Consider the following 18860-nt stretch of genomic DNA (forward strand, 5'->3'; position numbering starts at 1 on the left):
TGTATTAAAATAATTAACCTTAAATCAGTATTTATGGCTTATTATCGACTGCACAAAGAGATGCTATTACTTCTGGTGTGTTTTTTATATTTATTGTGAAGCTATTGAAAATTTAAAAAACTATATCCATAAGGCGGATATTATTTCTTGTGCTACGCTAAATACACAAGCATTATTTTTTGGGCAATGATTATAAAAAGATCAACATTTAGATATGGTTGGAGCCTATAGACCCAAGATGCGAGAAATTGATAAACTGTGCTTAGTGCGCGCACATTTTTGTCGACTACATGAAACTGGCTATTTAGCGATGCAGTTAAAAGCTAAGGCTCTTCTTGTTGAGTGTATTAATACTGATTAATTTTCGATGTCTAATAAATCTTATTTTGTAGAACATAAGGCGGTAGATATTACTATTTGTAACGTGCTAGTAAAGGTACTAGAAGATATAATCGCAGCGAAATTTTTCGTTGGGTATGTTAATACATCTAAGTCAAACTTTGCTGTTAGAGGCGTTTTTTTAATGCTTATTGATAGGTTTACATAGTTATTTTTATTGACATTAAACAAGATCAATATTTAAATAATGTTATAAAAATTTTTTTAAGTAACACAAATAGTCCTATCTATTTTACTGCTTTTATTGATGGTGTGATAAATGGAAAAATCTGGATCCTTTAATAGTAAGTTAAGCCGTAGAGTACTTATTTACATATTGCTATGTAGTTCGGTATTGTCTATCAGCTCAACTTTTCTGCAATTGTATGTTAACTACAATGAAAGTCTAACGACATTAGATCAAAGATTTAGCAATGTTGAAACAAGTTATCTTCAATCTATATCAACTAGCTTGTGGGATTTTAACGAGCCGTTATTACAACAGCAAATTCAAGGTATTGTAAATTTACCTGATATTAGTCATGTGAAGATTGTCACAGGTTTTGGCAAAACTTATCAGTTTGGTGACGAAAATATCTCAGCTGATAAGGTGGTTGAGTACCCAATATTTTATAGCGAAAATGATATTGGTGTGCTTATTGTGACCGCGAGCTATAAAGATATTTATCAACGATTGCGGCAGCAAGCAGGCTTTATTTTAACAGCCGAAGTGATCAAGATTTTTATCGTGGCGTTTTTTATTATATTCATCGTTCATTGGCTTATCACTCGCCATATTTATCATATTACTTACTACTCGCAACAAGTTGCAGCTGATAAAATAGATACGCCCTTGGTATTAAGCTCTCGTCCAAAAGTCAAAGACGAACTCGATGAGCTTGCCGAAACGATTAATAACATGCGTACCACTTTAAAAAACGATATCTTAAAGCTCGAAGATGCTGAGAATGCGTTAATTAACCTTAACGGCGAACTTGAAGTCAAAGTGTATGACAGAACGGCTAAATTGGCCTCGAGCAACAACCAATTACAACAATCTTTAGATGACTTAACGTTAGCAAAAGATCAACTAGTACAATCAGAGAAAATGGCCTCTTTAGGGCAATTAGTTGCGGGAGTTGCACACGAAGTTAATACACCATTGGGTATATGTGTTACATCGATAACGGCATTAAAAGAGAAGGTCTTGGAGTTAAGCCATTCGGTAGAGACTGAGAATCTGACCAAATCACATTTAACTAAAACCTTGAGTCTGTTGATTGAATATCAGAATATTATTGAAAGGAGTTTAAACAAAGCGGTTGAATTAATCAGAGGCTTTAAATCAGTTGCTGTTGAGCAACATACCGACCCAGAGTTGAAAATTAATTTATTCAGACACGTTAATGATGTTGTTAACACGGTAAAAACCCTGTTTAAACGTAAAAAATATGTCATTAATATAGACGTTGATGAAAAACTTAATTTGCTCACTTATCCAAGCGCATGGAATCAAATTCTGACAAATTTTTTAACCAATTCGCATATTCATGGTTTTGATGAAAGAGAAAGTGGTGAAATTTCAATAAAGTTTGTTGAGGATAATGGCTTTTTAACACTGACCTATAGTGATAATGGTAAAGGACTAGATAGCAGTGTTGTTAATCGAATTTTCGACCCTTTTGTTACAACCAAACGTGGCCAAGGTGGTTCAGGTCTAGGTATGAATATTGTTTATAATTTAGTGGACGCAAAATTAAAAGGCACTATAAAATGCCTAGATACAAAAGTAGGCTGTAGTTTTGAGGTCAGGGTACCGATAAAAGATAAACAAGGTGAACTTGAAGCATAAACCTTATTTATTTTTTAAAAAAAGCCCCTGAGGCTTTTTTTTATTAAGGGCCTAAAATAATCTTTAGGCCCTTATGATTAAAGTCGTTGTTTGATTTTAGTCTATCTTAGATAACTGCTTTAAGGGGATGTCATGAGTGTTACTGATATCATCAACAAATAAGGCGGAAATTAACTGCTGTAATTTATCATTAAAAATAATGGCTAATTCAAAATATCCATTTTTAGTGGTTGTTGTACCCGTGTTAAGTTCTTTTAAGTTATTATCTGGCTTTAACAAGGGTTTTTCTTTTGCGCCACCTTCATCTACCACTTTAGGAAAAACAAACATATAAGTAATAGTCTTTAGCTCTTTTTTCATTTGTGCGTGACTTGATTCTGCTGAAGCAGTTGAAAGTGTACAGCACAATCCAATGATGCTGAATATGGCACTTAACGCTACCGTTCTAATTTGTGATTTCATGTTGCGATCCTCGTCTTATAAATTCACATAGTATTGACTACAAAACTTTTGTATTGAAAACAATGTTACTTGTACTATCTTATTTGATTGAAATTGTAACTATAATGTTTACACCCTAACTATAAATTGTTAAGAAATATATAGCCAACGATATAAGTTCAATGGCTAAAAATTTGAGTTTGATGGGTTTTTAGTATGACTTAACCAAGTGAAATCATCATTAAAAGCGTATCAGTTAGATAGACAGGCAATTGTGGAGGAAAGTTTCATTGCGCTTAAATAAAAAAAGAAATATTAAGATTAATATTTCTTTTTTAGAGGGGGTATTACACGAGATTAACTGAGTTGCTTCACTTTTAGTCGGTAACTATGTAATAAAGGTTCGGTATAACCATTAACTTGTGTTGTGCCTAAAAATACTAAATCACAAGCCGCTTTAAATGCGATACTCTTTTCAAAGTTACTTGCCATTGGTTGATAGTTAGCATCATTTTTATTTTGGCTATCAACAGTTTTAGCCATTTTTTTCAAACTGGCTAACACTTGTTGTTCACTACAAACCTCATGTTTCATCCAATTGGCCATATGTTGACTGGAGATACGTAAAGTTGCTCTATCTTCCATTAAACCGACATCATTAATATCAGGCACTTTTGAACAACCGACACCTTGATCAATCCATCGCACAACGTAGCCTAAAATACCCTGAGCGTTATTATCGAGTTCATCAGAGATCTCCTGTTCACTCCAGTTGGTATCTTTTGCGAGTGGGATTGTTAAGATATCATCTAAGTTAGCCGGAGTACGTAGCATTAACTTTTTCTGAAGCGCGAAAACATTCTCTCTGTGATAATGTAAGGCGTGCAGGGTTGCTGCTGTAGGAGAAGGTACCCAAGCTGTATTTGCCCCTGCTTGTACGTGATTAATTTTAGTGGCTAACATATTCAACATTTGATCAGGAATGGGCCACATGCCCTTACCAATTTGTGCTCTGCCACTAAAGCCACAGGCTAAACCGACATCAACGTTATTGTCTTCATAAGCGCTTATCCAGGGTGTTAATTTGATATCTGCTTTTTTAGCCATAATACCTGCCGCCATTGATGTATGAATTTCATCACCGGTACGGTCTAAAAAGCCAGTGTTAATAAAAACCACACGAGACTTAGCTTGAGCGATACAAGCCTTTAAATTAACGCTTGTACGACGCTCTTCATCCATTATACCCATTTTTATGGTGTTTCTTGTTAATGCTAAAGCATCTTCGACTTGTTCAAATAATGTATTAGCAAAAGCGACCTCTTCTGCGCCATGCATTTTTGGCTTAACAATATAAATTGATTTTTCTGCACTATTACAAAATGACTTGGCATCGGCAGTTTGTTGTAAATTAAGGCTAGCGATTAGTGAGGTTACCATGGCATCAATAATACCTTCTGGCACTTCCGAGCCATCAGCTAATAATATGGCATTGTTCGTCATTAAATGCCCAACATTACGGACAAACATTAAACTACGGCCTTTTAGCGTTAAGTTCGCGCCATCAGTTTGATGATACTGTCTGTCAACCGCCATAGTGCGCTGAATAGTTTTACCATTTTTGACTAAGTCAGTGGTTAAGTTACCTTGCATTAACCCCAACCAGTTTTTATAAGCGACCACTTTATCATCGGCATCAACCGCTGCGACAGAGTCTTCACAATCCATAATGGTCGTTAAAGCCGACTCAAGTGTGATGTCAGAAATGCCTGCTTTATCGCTTTTTGCAATAACATTATTATTATCAAAGTTAATTTCAAAGTGTAAACCATTATGTTCAAATAATAGCGCGGTCGGGGCATCTACTGTGCCTTGATAACCTTTAAAAGCATCGCCGTTTGCAAGTTTAACGGTTTCGCCACTTTCAAGTGTAACCGTTAAAAAAGCATCAGATACGTCGTAGTGCTTCGCTTGGACGTGGCTGCCAGCAGTTAATGGAATACTTTTATCTAAAAATTGTCGGGCAAATTCAATAACTTTTTGACCACGAACAGCGTTATAGCCACCAGCGTTTTCAGCCCCATTTTCTGCAGAAATAACGTCGCTACCATAAAGGGCATCATACAAGCTTCCCCAACGAGCATTGACAGCGTTAATGGCAAACCTAGCGTTCATTATTGGTACCACGAGTTGTGGGCCCGCCATCGTTGCTAACTCAGCATCTACATTTTCGGTTGTTATGGCAAAGTCTTCAACCTCAGGTACCAGGTAATTGATGTCTTTTAGAAATTTTTTGTATGATGAGAAATCGAAGTTATCGGCAAAGTTATTCTGGTGCCAGCTATCTATTTTCGTTTGTAAATCATCACGTGTTGCTAACAAGGCTTTATTAATAGGTGTTAATTTTTCAATGATTGTTGAGAAGTTTTGCCAAAAGTCAGTTGGTGAAATTAGGCTATGAGGAAGTACATCCTGTTCAATAAATTGATGTAAACATTGCGCTACTTGGATATTTTGGATCTTTATGTACGGGTTCATCATGTTTCCTCTTGTGCAATCATTTACGCAACTTCTATTTGAATATTTAACTATGGCGTAAATATTTTTATCATAAATGTATTTAACCCTCTTTCTAAAAGAGCATTAAACATAATTAATAACATTATCTAAGTGCAATGTAGGAGGTATTATTTTTTCATGCAAGAGCTGAAAAAAAATTTCCTAAAGAAATTAGTTGTTATTTTTGTATTTTTATAAGTGATTTTTATTATATCTAAATGATAATTATAGACTATTTAGTTTTTGATTTTATTAATATCAGTTCAATAACTAATTATTGTTATTAATAATAGCTATTATAAGTACTATGAATGTAAGTTGTTTGATTTGTTTTTTCTGTGAATATAACTTTTAATAAAGCGCGTTAAGCATTTTTCATTAGAAATATTATGGTAAAGCTGTTGCAGAATACTCATCGTTATCAGTCTATATAGTGAAATCGTTGTGGGCCGTTAGCGTAAAAAAAGTACCAAAGTATTAATAATCATTGGACTAAAGATGGCAGTGATAACCGCTGAAATAATCAAAGCCAAAGAACTGTAGGCGGCATGCTCATAACTGACTTTGCTAATCGTTGCGGTTCCCAATGCATGGCTAGCCGCGCCAATAGCTAAGCCTTGTGCTTTGGGTGAGGTAACCTTAATTAAAGATAGCCAAGGAGGACCTAATAAAGCGCCAAACAATCCGGCTAAAATTATCGCAAATGCAGTGATGGAATTACTGCCATTGAGTTGTTCCGTTAATGCTATGCCAATCGGTGTTGTTACTGATTTCAAAGAAAGTGATACGGCAATATCGTATTGATTAATGGTCAATAAAGTGATGATAAAACTTATCGATATAGCGATAAATACCCCTACCAATAAGAGTACCATTATATGTCGCCATTGTTGTTTAATTGTTTGAAGATGCTGGTATAACGGGAAACCCAAAGCCACAACAGCAGGCTCTAAGAGTTTATTTAATGAGGCGGTGGCTTGGTAGTACTGTTCAAAAGAAATATTAAATATTAGCAAAAATGGGATCAGCGTTAGAATCGATAACAGCATTGGATTTAACCAGGCTTTTTTTAATTTTTGTTGTAACTTGGCATAGGCATGATAAACCGCCAGCGTAAGCAGTATAAAAAATAAGGCAGCGCTTATCATTGATAAAAGAGGTTGGCTTATCACTTTTTTTGCTCGTTAGTTGCGGCTAATTGTTGTCGATTAAGTTGTCGCTGATACACAAGTCCAACAAAAGTGAGTAATAAAAAGGTCGTAAAAAAGATAATGGCAATTAAGGTGAAGCCATGCGCTTTAATTAATTCAAAATGATTAATGATACCAACACCCGCAGGGACAAAACAAACTGCCATATTAGCCAACGCCCACTCAATACAAGGTTGAATACGCTTGGCATTAAGTATCTTAAAATGCAATAGCATAGTGAACATCATCATGCCATATAAACTAGCAGGTAAGATCGGCAGGAAAGTCTCAATCATTTTACCTGCTAACAAACAAATGCCCACCGAGAATATACTGTAGATTATATGACTAAACATGGCGTAATATTACCCTTGTGCTGCCGCTTCAATAACCAGTTGTCTAAACCAAATATGGCTAGCATCATGATGTAATAACGGGCTCCAAATCATTTTTAATTCTATATCAGGAATGTCAAAAGGGGGATCAACAATGGTATATTTTTTATCGTCTTTGTGTAATAAAGCCGCTTTTGTTGGTAAAGTAGCGATTAAACCATCTTCATGAGCGAGTTGCATGGCAACATGATAATTACGGGTAAAAACCTTTATATCTCTTTGCTTGTCTATACGCGCTAACGCTTCATCTACCCAACCCAATTTTTGTACGTCTTTGGGATCCATACCCACCCCAACCCCAAAGCCAGTTTTTGACACCCAAACATGCTTTGACGACAGATAAGTATCTAAATTGAATTCAGCTACATAAGGGCTGTTAGCACTTAACAAACATGAGAATGAATCACGCCAGATAGTTTTCTGATGAAATGACTGTGGTAATTCATCAAAGCGGTTAATCGCCATATCAATTTTTCCAGCTTCAACATCGTGAAAAGTTACGTCACTTGGCGTCATAATATCAATGGTCACATTCGGGGCAATTTCATTTATTTTTCTTAATAAACTTGGCAGTAACGTTGATGCCGCGTAATCACTTGCCATAATGCGGAAAACACGTTGGCTGTGCTTTTCATTAAACTCTTCTTCACCCTGCAACGCTTCTTCAAGTTCTAATAAGATTTTTCTGATCACTGGTGCTAAGGCGCGCGAGCGTTCGGTGGGTACCATGCCATCAGATGTTCTTACTAATATCGGATCATTAAATAAGTTTCTTAGTCTTTTTAAACCGTTACTCATTGCCGGTTGGGTAATATTAAGCTGGCTTGCTGAACGAGTAACATTTTTTTCTCTTAATAAAACGTCAAGATAAATAAGTAGATTTAAATCGATTTTAGCAATATTCATAGTTTTTATGACCAAAAGAAATAATATAACTAATGTATATGTCATGTACGGAAAAATAAATCAAGAAGTTTTCAGTGACTAATAAAAATATTAATCACCTTTTAAAGCGGTAATATTGAGGATTATGCTTATTACCTATTGAAAAATAAGTACAATTATTATTTGTGAATTTGGTATTTATCTTGTGAATGGTAGTGATTGATATTATATATTTTAAGAATACTCTCAGGATGTTCTAGACTTTGTCTTGTTCGGTGTGTTTGCTTTAATTTTTACTTTTTATTTTAAGTGTTGAAGCGAATAAAACCTTTTAAAAATATTACCAGACTCTTGGAGAGTGCTATGTCTAATTATCAAAATGCAATAGAAGCGGTTAAAGCGATTAAAGCAAATGCAGGTACCTCTTGGGATACGATTAATCCTGAGTCAATAGCTCGTATGAGAGCACAGAATAAATTCAAAACTGGTCTAGACATCGCTCAGTATACTGCCGACATCATGCGTCGCGATATGGATGCTTACGATGCTGATAGCTCTAAGTATACTCAGTCTTTAGGTTGCTGGCACGGTTTTGTTGGCCAACAAAAAATGATTTCTATTAAGAAACATTTTGGTGGTAAAACAGACCGTCGTTACTTATACCTTTCAGGTTGGATGGTTGCAGCGCTTCGTTCAGAATTAGGTCCTCTTCCTGACCAATCAATGCACGAAAAAACATCTGTCGCTGCTTTAGTTAAAGAACTTTATACTTTTCTTCGTCAAGCCGATGCACGAGAACTTGGTGGTCTTTTTCGCGACCTAGACGCAGCAAGTGCCGCCGATAAAGCCGCTATTCAAGATAAAATTGATAACCATGTTACTCACGTTGTGCCAATTATTGCTGACATCGATGCTGGTTTTGGTAATGCAGAAGCAACTTACCTTATGGCTAAGCAAATGATTGAAGCAGGCGCTTGTGCTCTTCAAATCGAAAACCAGGTTGCTGATGAAAAGCAATGTGGCCATCAAGATGGTAAAGTAACGGTTCCTCATGCAGATTTTCATTCAAAAATTCGTGCTTTACGTCATGCATTCCTTGAACTAGGTATCGACAACGGTATTATCGTTTCACGTACTGACTCTGAAGGTGCTGGTCTGACTAAAGAAATCGCGGTTGTTAAAACGCCAGGCGATCAAGGTGATATCTATAACTCTTTCTTAGATGTTGAAGAGATTGACGTAGCTGACATGGCTGAAGGCGATGTATGCTTTAACCGTGACGGTAAACTTGTTCGTCCTAAACGTTTACCTTCTGGTTTATACCAATTCCGTCAAGGTACTGGTGAAGAGCGTTGTGTCTTTGATAGCATCGAAGCAATTAAAGCGGGTGCTGATTTGTTATGGATAGAAACAGCGACACCTAACGTTGCCGATATCACTGCCATGATGGATGAAGTTCGTAAAGAAATTCCAAATGCTAAACTTGTTTACAACAACAGCCCATCGTTCAACTGGACATTAAATTTCCGCCAGCAAGCGTTTGACGCTATGGTTGCTGCGGGTGAAGATGTATCTAACTATGTACGTGCTGATTTAATGAATGTTGATTACGATACGACTGAGTTAGCTGCATCAGCAGATGACAAAATCCGTAGCTTCCAAGCTGAGACTTCACGTAAAGCTGGTATCTTCCATCACTTAATCACGCTTCCTACTTACCATACAACAGCATTGTCTGTAGATAACCTAGCTAAAGAATACTTTGGCGACGCGGCGATGCTTGGTTATGTTGAAGGTGTACAACGTAAAGAAATTCGTCAAGGTATTGCCTGTGTTAAACATCAAAACATGTCAGGCTCTGACATGGGTGATGATCACAAAGAATACTTTGCTGGTGAGAACGCACTTAAAGCAGGTGGCGAGAATAACACCTCTAACCAGTTCTAATCACGATTAAAAACAGTTTTCTCTAGAAGTAAAAACCGAATAGCATTAAATGTTATTCGGTTTTTTTATGGTCAGGATGTACGGAATGTTGTGTTGCCATGGATGGCAATCAACGATGAATGATCACTGTTAGTCTTGCGGACTTATCGTCATGCTGAATTTATTTAAGTATCAGGATAACGGTGTATTGGACAAAATTACTGACCCTTGCTTAAAATAATACTGCTAAATGTCATTTATAAACAATTATTTAAAAATAAATGCCGCTTTATTAAAATAAACTGTAATAAAAAGTCCAAGGCTGAGACTATATGTTCGATATTTTAAAAGGAATAAAATAATGAAGATAAAATGGCAAAGTCTTTTAGCATTAAGTTTACTGAGTTTTAGCTCACTACTTTTAGCTGAAGACAATAATACACAAAATAATAATAAAGAAGTTTTAAGCTTGGAAAACTGTCACCTAAAGGGCATTAAGTCGCAAGTTCAGTGTGGCACATTACAAGTACCAGAAAATTATAGTTTACCCAAAGGTGAAAAAATAACCATTAATTTTGCGGTGCTGCCTGCTATTGATAGTAGTCAAAATAAAAAACCTTTAATGTTCTTAGCGGGTGGACCAGGTCAAGCATCAGTTGAACTAGCTGCGCATATATTTAGTACTTTTGGTGAAATTAAAAAGTCGCATGACATTATTTTAGTGGATCAACGAGGTACGGGGAAATCACATCCTTTATCGTGTGATGAAAATGATGTAATAAACGCTTATGAAATTATTCCTGAAGACTTTTCTCCACAAGAAATCAAAGACTGTATCGCACAATTCAAAGGCGACTTAAGTCAATATAATTCAGAAAATGCTATTCGTGATTTTGATGCGGTACGCGTTGCACTCGGCCATGAAAAAATTAATATTTATGGTGGCTCTTACGGTACACGTGCGGCTTTGGTTTATATGCGCCTTTTTCCTGATGCACTTAACAGTGTCGTACTAGATAGTGTTGGTCCCATTGAAGTGCCTATTGGTACTTTTGGTCAAAGTTCCGCGCGTTCATTTAATTTATTACTCGAAAACTGCCAGCAAGATGAAAGTTGTAACAGCGCTTACCCTTTATTAAAGGATGACTTTACAGCGGTTATTGCTCAACTAGAACAAGCACCGGTAAATCTTAAAATAGCGCATCCCCGTTTAGGTACAAAGACTGACTTCGTGTTAAGTCGTAGCAAGTTTATTAGTAATTTACGCATGCAATTATACTCTATGCAAACCCGTACTTTAGTGCCCTTGGTTATACATCAAGCTTTTTTAGGTAACTATCAACCCATGATTGGTTTAATTGCCATGTCAGAAGGGGGAATGGGTATGTATGTGGGGTTAACGTTAAATATTGTCTGTAATGAAGACTTTCCTAAAATTACTACTGAAATGTTTGCTGGCGATGCCAACAATACTTTTGGTGGCAACGATAGCCATAGTGCTTGGCTGCAAGCCTGTCCGTTATGGCCTAAGTATTCGGTTAGCGATGATTTCTATCAAAGTGTTACGGCTAATATCCCAACTCTTATTTTATCAGGAAATTTAGACCCAGTAACACCGCCGAGTAACGGTGATGAATCTGCGAAAACCTTACCTAATAATCACCACATTGTTTCTAAAAACAGTGCACATATTGTTGCTTCAACGCCTTGCGGTATTGAAATTGTTAATGAGTTTCTAACAACACTCGATCCGAATGATTTAGATGAATCGTGTTTAGCTGAGTTAAAAAGTGAAACATTTATGACGCATTTAAACGGTAACCTATAAGGATATAATTATTATGATTGAAGTTAACAATTTACATAAAAGCTTTATCGATAAAAAAAATACGGTAAAAGCCCTAGATGGTTTGTCGTTTACTGCTAAAAATGGTGAGATCACCGGTATTCTAGGTCCAAATGGTGCGGGTAAGACGACTTGTTTACGTACTCTCTATGGTTTGCTAAAAGCTGATGAAGGTTCTGTATTAGTCGATGGTATTAATGTTTTAGAAGACCCTTTAGCTGTTAGGCAACGATTAGGAATCTTCCCGGACAAATTTGGTTTGTACGAGCGTTTAACTGCCTATGAACAAGTGGACTATTTTGCCAGTCTTCATGGTATGCAAGGAGCGAAGAAAAAAGCGGCAATAGCGCAAATATTTAAAGATTTAGAAATGGAAGAATTAGCGCATCGTAAAACAGTTGGCTTCTCGCAAGGGCAACGGATGAAAGTCACTTTAGCTCAGGCTTTAGTGCATCAGCCGAAAAACTTTGTTCTTGATGAACCTACTCGCGGACTCGATGTAATGAGTACACGGGTTTTGCGCAATCACTTAGCCAAATTTAAAGAGAAAGGTCATTGTATTTTATTTTCATCACATGTCATGCAAGAAGTTGCGGCTTTATGTGATCGGGTAATTATTGTTTCTGATGGTAAATTAGCCGCACAAGGCACACCACAAGAGTTATGTGATTTAGCGGGTAAAAAATTATTAGAAGATGCCTTTGTTAAATTAATTGGCTCAGATGAAGGAGTTGCCGCATGATCCAGTTTAAAGCATTATTAATTAAAGAATTAAGAGAAGCCTTTCGTGATAAACGTGCCTTGATGGTCGCGTTAAGTATGGGCTTATTCGCGCCAATAATGATTATGGTAATATCGAAAACCATGATCAAAGAAATCGTGGATAACCCGCCTATTTATGTGCAATTTACCGGCGCTGAATTTGCACCCAAATTGATCGAGAAGTTTGCCGTCAATAATATTTTACAATTTGCCGATGTACCTGAAGAAGAAAAGTACGCATGGCAAGAACGTAATATTGAAGTAGATATACCAAAAGACTTCGCTGAAAAAATGTTAGCAGGTCAGGCTATAGACGTTGTTTTACGTGCAGATTTTGGTAAGAAAGCCTCTAGTGCACCGATCCGAAGAGTCAAAGAAGTGGTACGAGAATACTCACTTGATATCGGTTATAAGCGTTTACTGGTCAGGGGAGTTGATATTAATTTATTACAACCTATTGTTCTACAAGAGCAAGATACAGCACTTCCAACCAGCAATGCAGTGATGGTCTCGATGTTTTTAGGTATCTATTTATTGATGGGCGCTTTTGTTTCGGGGCTATCAATCGCCATTGACTCGAGTGCGGGGGAGCGTGAGCGTAATGTTTTAGAGATGCTACTATGTCAGCCTGTTAGTACCCTCAAAATAGTGTTGGCAAAAATGACTTGTGCCAGTTCTATTTCAGTATTGTCTATTGTTATTATGTTGGTATTAACTACTGTTTCTGTTGGCTTTATTGATCTTACTAAAATAGGGGCAACCTTTAGTTTAAATGCCTTTAGTATTGCGGCCTTATTACTACTACTTATCCCACTATGTTTTTTTGCAACAGCTTTACAATTATTCTTTTCGTTTCAAGCGAAAAGTTTTAAAGAAGCACAGTCAACCGTCTCTATGTTAATTATGCTACCTGCTATGGTACCGTTTGCCATTATGATGATTGATGATAAGCCTGAGTGGGTGAATTGGTTACCTATTTCAGGACAATCAATGTTGATGGAAGATGTCTTCAAGGGCTTACCTGTCGATTGGACTGTGCTTGCAAGTACCACCGCAATTACAGTGGCGATGACCGTGGCATTAGTGCTGGCACTCGCACAAAAATTAAAATCAGAAAAAGTGGTGATGTCATTAAGTTAATCTTTATGACAATACGCTGAGTTGGTATTAAGATGAATAACTCGATAGAATTAACATTACAGCAACAAGACCGCTTTCAAACGGCGTATCAACATATATTGAGTTATTCTTTGAAACGTACTGCAAATTATCAGCAAACATTCACCCAATGGATGACAGAGTATGAAAAATTACTCCGTCATATCATTACCGGATTTGAAGCAAAACCGTCAATTCAAGATGAGCTTTTTCAAGAAATAGCCCTCAATCTTTGGCGGTCACTACCTAGCTTTAGAAATGATTGTACGGTAAAAACTTTTGTTGCTCGTATTGCTCATAATGTTTTAGCGACGCATGTTGCCAAAGCAGTAAAAAGTGTCAAGGTAGAGCAAAGTATTGATGATATTAGCCAAGAGACAGAGCAAGATAAAATTCAACCAACACCTCCTCAAAGCTTAGAAAAACAACGTAGACAACAACGTTTAGCTCAATCTATTAGGCAACTTAAACTTGAACAACAGCAAGTGATCACCTTAGCGCTCGAAGGCATGAGTTATCAAGAAATTGCCGATATTTTAGTGATATCTGTTAATCTTGTTGGTGTGCGTTTACAACGCGCAAAAATCGCTTTGAGTAAGTTAATGGAGGCGGTATGAACGAAGAAGATTCCCTGTTACATAAAAAAAGTAAAGTGATTTTATCTACGCAAAGTCAAGCTGAGGCGATACTTGATGTTGCAACTTTGCCCAAGAATAAAGCGACTAAACCACTTGATAGTTCGGTAATTGATGAGCAATGGGCGCAGATGAGCCAAGACTGGCAAAGCCAACCTATTATTAAAACCGATATCAACCGTTTACTTAAGCAAACAAAGCAAAGAACTGTGTGGGCTAAATCTTTATTAGCCATAGATATTATGGCTACGCTGGCTATGTTGTTTGCTGCTAGCTATATGTGGCTCAGTGGCTCGAAAGATCAAGCAACCATTATTTACTTAGGTGGTGGCGGTATTCTTTCTATTATTTTTGTAATATTTGCCATTAAAGTCCGTTTATCCGCATGGAAAATAAATTGTGGCAGTCCAGATAAAGCAATTGAACATGCCATTGTCGGTTGTCAGTCGTCTATTAGCTACATTCAGTTAATAAAGTTCTCTTGTCTCATTATTGGGCCCTTTGCCAATTGGTATGTTTTTGCTGTCACCGAGCAATCAGAAAAATCACCGATTGTTGGTCTGGCTATTTTGAATATATTTCTGGTGAGTATTTGGCTTGTCAGTCAGTATTTTTATATAAAAAGGCAAGCAGAGCTAAAACAACTAAATGATATTTTAATAAAATAAATATTGGTTATTCCTTAGTAAGGTATATTATATTTTGTTTTTCTACTCTATTTCTGTTTTAAATTTCTTGTTATTGCTTTTTTTCTTCGTTATATTCTATTGACTGTTAACGTTGATCAAAGCTGTAAAAGTTTTTATCGATAATAACAGCAACACTCTTGGCATATTAGATTACTAAATGAGCTAAAGCTTGTACCTTTATCCGTGTACAACCGAGCTGATTTCAGGCAATATACGCCGCATAAATTTTGCTATCCATTAGACAATTGTCTGTAACAGCTAAGGCTGAATAATTGAGGAAAAACCATGTTTACACGTGATATGAATATTGCTGATTTTGACCCGGAACTTTATCAAGCGATGAGCAATGAGAAAGTTCGCCAAGAAGAGCACATCGAACTTATTGCTTCAGAAAATTACTGTAGCCCGCGTGTTCTTGAAGCACAAGGTTCTCAATTAACGAATAAGTATGCTGAAGGTTACCCAGGCAAACGTTACTACGGTGGTTGTGAATTCGTAGATATCGCTGAGCAATTAGCCATAGACCGTGCAAAAGAATTATTTGGCGCAACTTACGCGAACGTGCAACCTCATGCCGGTTCTCAAGCTAATGCTGCAGTCTTTCAAGCGCTTGTTACTCCAGGTGGTAAAGTGTTAGGAATGAGCTTAGCGCACGGTGGACATTTAACGCATGGTTCTCATGTTAGTTTTTCTGGCAAGTCTTACGAAGCATTTCAATACGGTCTTCACCCAGAAACAGGTGATATTGATTACGAAGAAATGGAACGTTTAGCACAAGAGCATAAACCAGAAATGATCATTGGTGGCTTCTCTGCTTTCTCTGGTGTTGTTGATTGGGCACGTATGCGTAAAATCGCAGACGGCGTTGGCGCATACTTTTTAGTTGATATGGCTCATGTTGCTGGTTTAATTGCCGCCGGTTTATATCCAAATCCAGTACCACATGCGCATGTGGTTACTACAACCACTCATAAAACATTAGCGGGCCCTCGTGGCGGTTTAATTATTTCGGGTTGTGATGACGAAGCTATCTATAAAAAATTAAACTCTGCTGTTTTCCCTGGTGGCCAAGGTGGCCCATTAATGCACATTATTGCTGCTAAAGCCGTTGCATTTAAAGAAGCATTAGAACCTGAGTTTAAAGTTTATCAACAGAATGTTTTAGACAATGCTAAAGCTATGGTTGCTGTTCTTCAGGAACGCGGTTATAAAGTTGTTTCTAACGGCACTGAAAACCACTTGTTGTTACTTGACTTAATTGATAAAGATATCACAGGTAAAGATGCTGATGCTGCATTAGGCCGTGCCCATATCACGGTAAACAAAAACTCAGTACCTAACGATCCACGTTCTCCGTTTGTAACTTCCGGTTTACGTTTAGGAACTCCGGCTATTACGCGTCGTGGTTTTGGTATTGTTGAAACACAAGCATTAACCGGTTGGATTTGTGATATTTTAGACGATATCAACAATGAACAGACAGTTACTGATGTTAAAGCCAGTGTTAAAGAACTTTGTTCACGCTTCCCTGTATACGCGTAAATTAAGCGAACGACTTTAGTGTCTTAAGCGATATAGCTGTGGCACTTATAGTCTAATGGGAATAGCTATAAATAAGTTAATGTAACAATAGCTTAATTAGACTAAAATGGCCGCATTAGCGGCCATTATTGTTTCTGTCAATTAAACAGAGCTATGTGTCGAAAGTACCGAGTCCATTAAGATAAAAATATACTTCTTGGAATCGGTATCACCTTTTTTGGAGCTTTCCATGTATTGTCCTTTTTGTCGAGCCTTAGATACGAAAGTCATTGACTCTCGTTTGGTCTCTGACGGTCATCAAGTTCGCCGTCGCCGCGAATGTCTAGCCTGTCATGAGCGCTACACTACTTTTGAAACTGCTGAGTTAGTTATGCCACGTATTATTAAAAATGATGGTTCACGTGAGCCTTTCAATGAAGATAAAATGCGTAATGGTTTAGTGCGAGCTCTCGAAAAACGTCCGGTAAGTGTCGAACAAGTCGAACTATCCATTAATAAAGTCAAATCAAAGCTACGTGCCACGGGTGAGCGAGAAGTATCGAGTGAGTTGCTTGGTAATATCATTATGGAACAATTAAAAGAATTAGATAAAGTCGCTTATGTGCGTTTTGCCTCGGTTTATCGCTCTTTTGAAGATATTCGCGAATTTAGTGAAGAAATTGCGCGCTTAGGTAATGAAAAATAGATGAAAGAATTCTCAGCCGAAGATTACCGTTTTATGCAACGGGCTATAATGCTTGCCAAACAAGGACATTTTACCACTTCTCCTAATCCGCGCGTTGGTTGTGTTTTGGTAAAAGGTGGTGAAATTGTCGGAGAAGGTTTTCATCAAAAAGCAGGTGAAGGCCATGCTGAAGTTAACGCGTTAGCAATGGCGGGTAAAAATGCGCAAGGTGCAACCGCTTATGTAACACTTGAGCCTTGTAGTCATTACGGATTAACGCCACCCTGTGCCAAAGGACTTATTCTTGCCGGTATTAAACATGTCATAGCGGCGATGGTTGATCCAAATCCTAAAGTGGCTGGTGATGGTTTGAAAATGTTAGCACAAGCGGGAATATCTTCGCAGCATGGCTTGTTAAGAGAAGTGGCTGAAGATTTAAATGTTGGTTTTATCAAACAAATGACCACAGGTTTCCCCTACGTCCGTTGTAAATTAGCGGCGAGTTTAGATGGAAAAACCGCGATGAAAAACGGTGAAAGTAAATGGATTACTTCCCCTCAAGCTCGACAAGATGTTCAGCGTTTACGTGCGCAAAGTTGTGCGATTATTAGTGGTGCTGACAGTATATTAACCGATAATGCAAAAATGACGGTACGTTGGTCTGAGCTAGGGGAATTAAAAGATAGTTATCAAGAGGAAGACGTCAGGCAACCAATAAGAGTGATTATAGATACAAAAAATCGCTTAACGCCTAACTTAGCTTTATTTAATGAGCCCAGCCCAATAATATTAATTCGTCGTACCATTGAAAACATTCATCAGTGGCCTCATTTTGTAAAGCAGGTGGCTTTACCTGTCGTCAATACATTAGCTAATGAACAGCAGATTGACTTACCTGCATTACTTCAATATTTAGCTAAACTAAATTTGAATGATGTACTCATTGAGTCAGGCGCTCGATTAGCGGGTGCTTTTATTGAACAAAATTTAGTTGATGAATTGATTTTATACCAAGCCCCTAAATTAATGGGTGCAGACAGTAAAAGCTTAGTGAATATGACAAGTATTGAAAGCTTGAGCCAAGCAAAAGAACTAAATATAATTGATTTACGTATGATCGGCAAAGATATCCGTATTACTGCTAAACTTTTATCGTAAAATTTTAGTATGGTGTTGAGTTTTACTTGACCTAAAAATGACTTAAAGAGTGATTATGTTCACAGGAATAATTGAAGCAGTTGGTAGCATTCAAGCGATAAACATTACTGGACAGGGTGCAAGAATTGTTATTTCCACCGGTTTATTAGATATGAGTGATGTTAAATTAGGTGATTCAATAGCGACCAATGGCATTTGTTTAACCGTTGTCGCTTTCGACTCATCAACTTATAGTGCTGATGTTTCTAATGAAACCTTACAGCGTACCGGCTTTGTTGACTATCAAACTGGGCAGGCTGTTAATTTAGAAAAAGCTATGTTACCCACCACTCGTTTTGGCGGACATATGGTGTCTGGTCATATCGATGCTGTGGTTGTTATAACCTCGATTGAACATAATGGAAATAGCCTAGAATACTGGCTTGAAATGCCAAGTGATTTAGCGCCATACATAGCCGAAAAAGGCTCTATTACGATTGACGGCACGAGCTTAACGGTTAACAGTGTCACCGATGATAAATTTCGTTTAACGATCGTTCCTCACACTAACGCGCAAACCATTATTGCTCAATATAAAGCGGGCACTAAAGTAAATTTAGAAGTTGACTTAATTGCCCGTTATATCGAAAGGCTATTAACAAAAAAAGCCGCTAGCACGGCCGAGCACCATAGTTCAGGTGTGACTCATGAACTATTAGCACGTAATGGTTTTATGAAGTAAACAAACAAGGTGGCGTTTGTGTTCAAGCGCACTATTGTATTCCTCAAAATTATGAAAAA

16 protein-coding genes are annotated in these 18860 nt (G+C 37.3%); 11 read left to right on the plus strand and 5 right to left on the minus strand.

The window, feature by feature from the left end; genetic code table 11:
• The first annotated feature begins 658 nt into the window (after positions 1-658).
• On the plus strand, positions 659-2230 hold the full coding sequence (locus tag H4J67_RS04260; protein ID WP_182173709.1) for an ATP-binding protein: 1572 nt from the start codon (positions 659-661) through the stop codon (positions 2228-2230).
• A 96-nt stretch (positions 2231-2326) separates the two neighbouring features.
• Here the strand turns inward: H4J67_RS04260 and H4J67_RS04265 are convergent, their stop codons facing one another.
• The 5 genes from H4J67_RS04265 to H4J67_RS04285 all read right to left on the minus strand — a co-directional run bounded on the left by H4J67_RS04265 (position 2327) and on the right by H4J67_RS04285 (position 7721).
• Positions 2327-2692 (minus strand): hypothetical protein, encoded by a 366-nt coding sequence (locus tag H4J67_RS04265; protein WP_182202965.1) that lies wholly within the window; start codon positions 2690-2692, stop codon positions 2327-2329.
• 336 nt (positions 2693-3028) lie between these two features.
• Entirely contained in the window at positions 3029-5209 is a 2181-nt protein-coding gene (locus tag H4J67_RS04270; RefSeq protein ID WP_182203079.1) for a malate synthase G, read from the minus strand.
• A 473-nt stretch (positions 5210-5682) separates the two neighbouring features.
• Positions 5683-6402, minus strand: a complete 720-nt coding sequence (locus tag H4J67_RS04275) for an LrgB family protein (RefSeq protein ID WP_310740503.1) — start codon at positions 6400-6402, stop codon at positions 5683-5685.
• Positions 6399-6776, minus strand: a complete 378-nt coding sequence (locus tag H4J67_RS04280; protein WP_182202967.1) for a CidA/LrgA family protein — start codon at positions 6774-6776, stop codon at positions 6399-6401. Before H4J67_RS04280 ends, H4J67_RS04275 begins: the two co-directional genes overlap by 4 nt.
• 9 nt (positions 6777-6785) lie before the next feature.
• Positions 6786-7721, minus strand: a complete 936-nt coding sequence (locus H4J67_RS04285; protein ID WP_182173700.1) for a LysR family transcriptional regulator — start codon at positions 7719-7721, stop codon at positions 6786-6788.
• 342 nt (positions 7722-8063) lie between these two features.
• Here H4J67_RS04285 and H4J67_RS04290 point away from each other — a divergent pair, with 342 nt between their 5' ends.
• From H4J67_RS04290 to H4J67_RS04335, 10 genes are all read left to right on the plus strand, one after another.
• Positions 8064-9647: an isocitrate lyase gene (locus tag H4J67_RS04290; protein ID WP_182202968.1), complete on the plus strand. Its 1584-nt coding sequence runs from the start codon at positions 8064-8066 to the stop codon at positions 9645-9647.
• A 340-nt stretch (positions 9648-9987) separates the two neighbouring features.
• The gene (locus H4J67_RS04295) at positions 9988-11454 is read left to right on the plus strand and encodes an alpha/beta fold hydrolase (RefSeq protein ID WP_182202970.1); all 1467 of its coding nucleotides are present in this window, start codon (positions 9988-9990) and stop codon (positions 11452-11454) included.
• Positions 11455-11467: 13 nt separating this feature from the next.
• Positions 11468-12214 (plus strand): ATP-binding cassette domain-containing protein, encoded by a 747-nt coding sequence (locus H4J67_RS04300; RefSeq protein WP_182202972.1) that lies wholly within the window; start codon positions 11468-11470, stop codon positions 12212-12214.
• Positions 12211-13374, plus strand: coding sequence for an ABC transporter permease (locus H4J67_RS04305; protein WP_182173688.1), 1164 nt, complete (start codon positions 12211-12213; stop codon positions 13372-13374). The genes H4J67_RS04300 and H4J67_RS04305 overlap by 4 nt, the downstream gene beginning before the upstream one ends.
• Before the next feature lie 32 nt (positions 13375-13406).
• A complete protein-coding gene (locus H4J67_RS04310) occupies positions 13407-14009 on the plus strand; it encodes an RNA polymerase sigma factor (RefSeq protein ID WP_182173685.1) in 603 nt (200 codons plus the stop codon).
• Positions 14006-14695, plus strand: coding sequence for a hypothetical protein (locus H4J67_RS04315; protein WP_182173682.1), 690 nt, complete (start codon positions 14006-14008; stop codon positions 14693-14695). Before H4J67_RS04310 ends, H4J67_RS04315 begins: the two co-directional genes overlap by 4 nt.
• A gap of 306 nt (positions 14696-15001) precedes the next feature.
• Positions 15002-16258 carry a serine hydroxymethyltransferase gene (gene glyA, locus H4J67_RS04320; protein WP_182173679.1) on the plus strand — a complete coding sequence of 419 codons (1257 nt, stop codon included), beginning with the start codon at positions 15002-15004 and terminating at the stop codon, positions 16256-16258.
• A gap of 229 nt (positions 16259-16487) precedes the next feature.
• Complete coding sequence (gene nrdR, locus H4J67_RS04325) at positions 16488-16943, plus strand: transcriptional regulator NrdR (RefSeq protein WP_070375859.1); 456 nt, start codon at positions 16488-16490, stop codon at positions 16941-16943.
• Entirely contained in the window at positions 16944-18080 is a 1137-nt protein-coding gene (ribD, locus tag H4J67_RS04330) for a bifunctional diaminohydroxyphosphoribosylaminopyrimidine deaminase/5-amino-6-(5-phosphoribosylamino)uracil reductase RibD (RefSeq protein ID WP_182202974.1), read from the plus strand.
• 55 nt (positions 18081-18135) lie between these two features.
• Positions 18136-18801: a riboflavin synthase gene (locus tag H4J67_RS04335; RefSeq protein ID WP_182202976.1), complete on the plus strand. Its 666-nt coding sequence runs from the start codon at positions 18136-18138 to the stop codon at positions 18799-18801.
• Positions 18802-18860: the final 59 nt, after the last annotated feature.

This window comes from Colwellia sp. BRX10-4, assembly GCF_014077465.1.
GTDB lineage: Bacteria > Pseudomonadota > Gammaproteobacteria > Enterobacterales > Alteromonadaceae > Colwellia_A.

What these genes read in the sequence shown, in the direction of transcription:
- H4J67_RS04265 (WP_182202965.1), bottom strand. Translation starts at nt 2,692, where the DNA reads ATGAAATCACAAATTAGAACGGTAGCGTTAAGTGCCATATTCAGCATC.
- ribD (WP_182202974.1), top strand. Translation starts at nt 16,944, where the DNA reads ATGAAAGAATTCTCAGCCGAAGATTACCGTTTTATGCAACGGGCTATA.
- H4J67_RS04295 (WP_182202970.1), top strand. Translation starts at nt 9,988, where the DNA reads ATGAAGATAAAATGGCAAAGTCTTTTAGCATTAAGTTTACTGAGTTTT.
- H4J67_RS04310 (WP_182173685.1), top strand. Translation starts at nt 13,407, where the DNA reads ATGAATAACTCGATAGAATTAACATTACAGCAACAAGACCGCTTTCAA.
- H4J67_RS04285 (WP_182173700.1), bottom strand. Translation starts at nt 7,721, where the DNA reads ATGAATATTGCTAAAATCGATTTAAATCTACTTATTTATCTTGACGTT.
- H4J67_RS04280 (WP_182202967.1), bottom strand. Translation starts at nt 6,776, where the DNA reads ATGTTTAGTCATATAATCTACAGTATATTCTCGGTGGGCATTTGTTTG.
- H4J67_RS04305 (WP_182173688.1), top strand. Translation starts at nt 12,211, where the DNA reads ATGATCCAGTTTAAAGCATTATTAATTAAAGAATTAAGAGAAGCCTTT.
- H4J67_RS04260 (WP_182173709.1), top strand. Translation starts at nt 659, where the DNA reads ATGGAAAAATCTGGATCCTTTAATAGTAAGTTAAGCCGTAGAGTACTT.
- H4J67_RS04335 (WP_182202976.1), top strand. Translation starts at nt 18,136, where the DNA reads ATGTTCACAGGAATAATTGAAGCAGTTGGTAGCATTCAAGCGATAAAC.
- H4J67_RS04300 (WP_182202972.1), top strand. Translation starts at nt 11,468, where the DNA reads ATGATTGAAGTTAACAATTTACATAAAAGCTTTATCGATAAAAAAAAT.
- H4J67_RS04315 (WP_182173682.1), top strand. Translation starts at nt 14,006, where the DNA reads ATGAACGAAGAAGATTCCCTGTTACATAAAAAAAGTAAAGTGATTTTA.
- H4J67_RS04270 (WP_182203079.1), bottom strand. Translation starts at nt 5,209, where the DNA reads ATGAACCCGTACATAAAGATCCAAAATATCCAAGTAGCGCAATGTTTA.
- nrdR (WP_070375859.1), top strand. Translation starts at nt 16,488, where the DNA reads ATGTATTGTCCTTTTTGTCGAGCCTTAGATACGAAAGTCATTGACTCT.
- glyA (WP_182173679.1), top strand. Translation starts at nt 15,002, where the DNA reads ATGTTTACACGTGATATGAATATTGCTGATTTTGACCCGGAACTTTAT.
- H4J67_RS04290 (WP_182202968.1), top strand. Translation starts at nt 8,064, where the DNA reads ATGTCTAATTATCAAAATGCAATAGAAGCGGTTAAAGCGATTAAAGCA.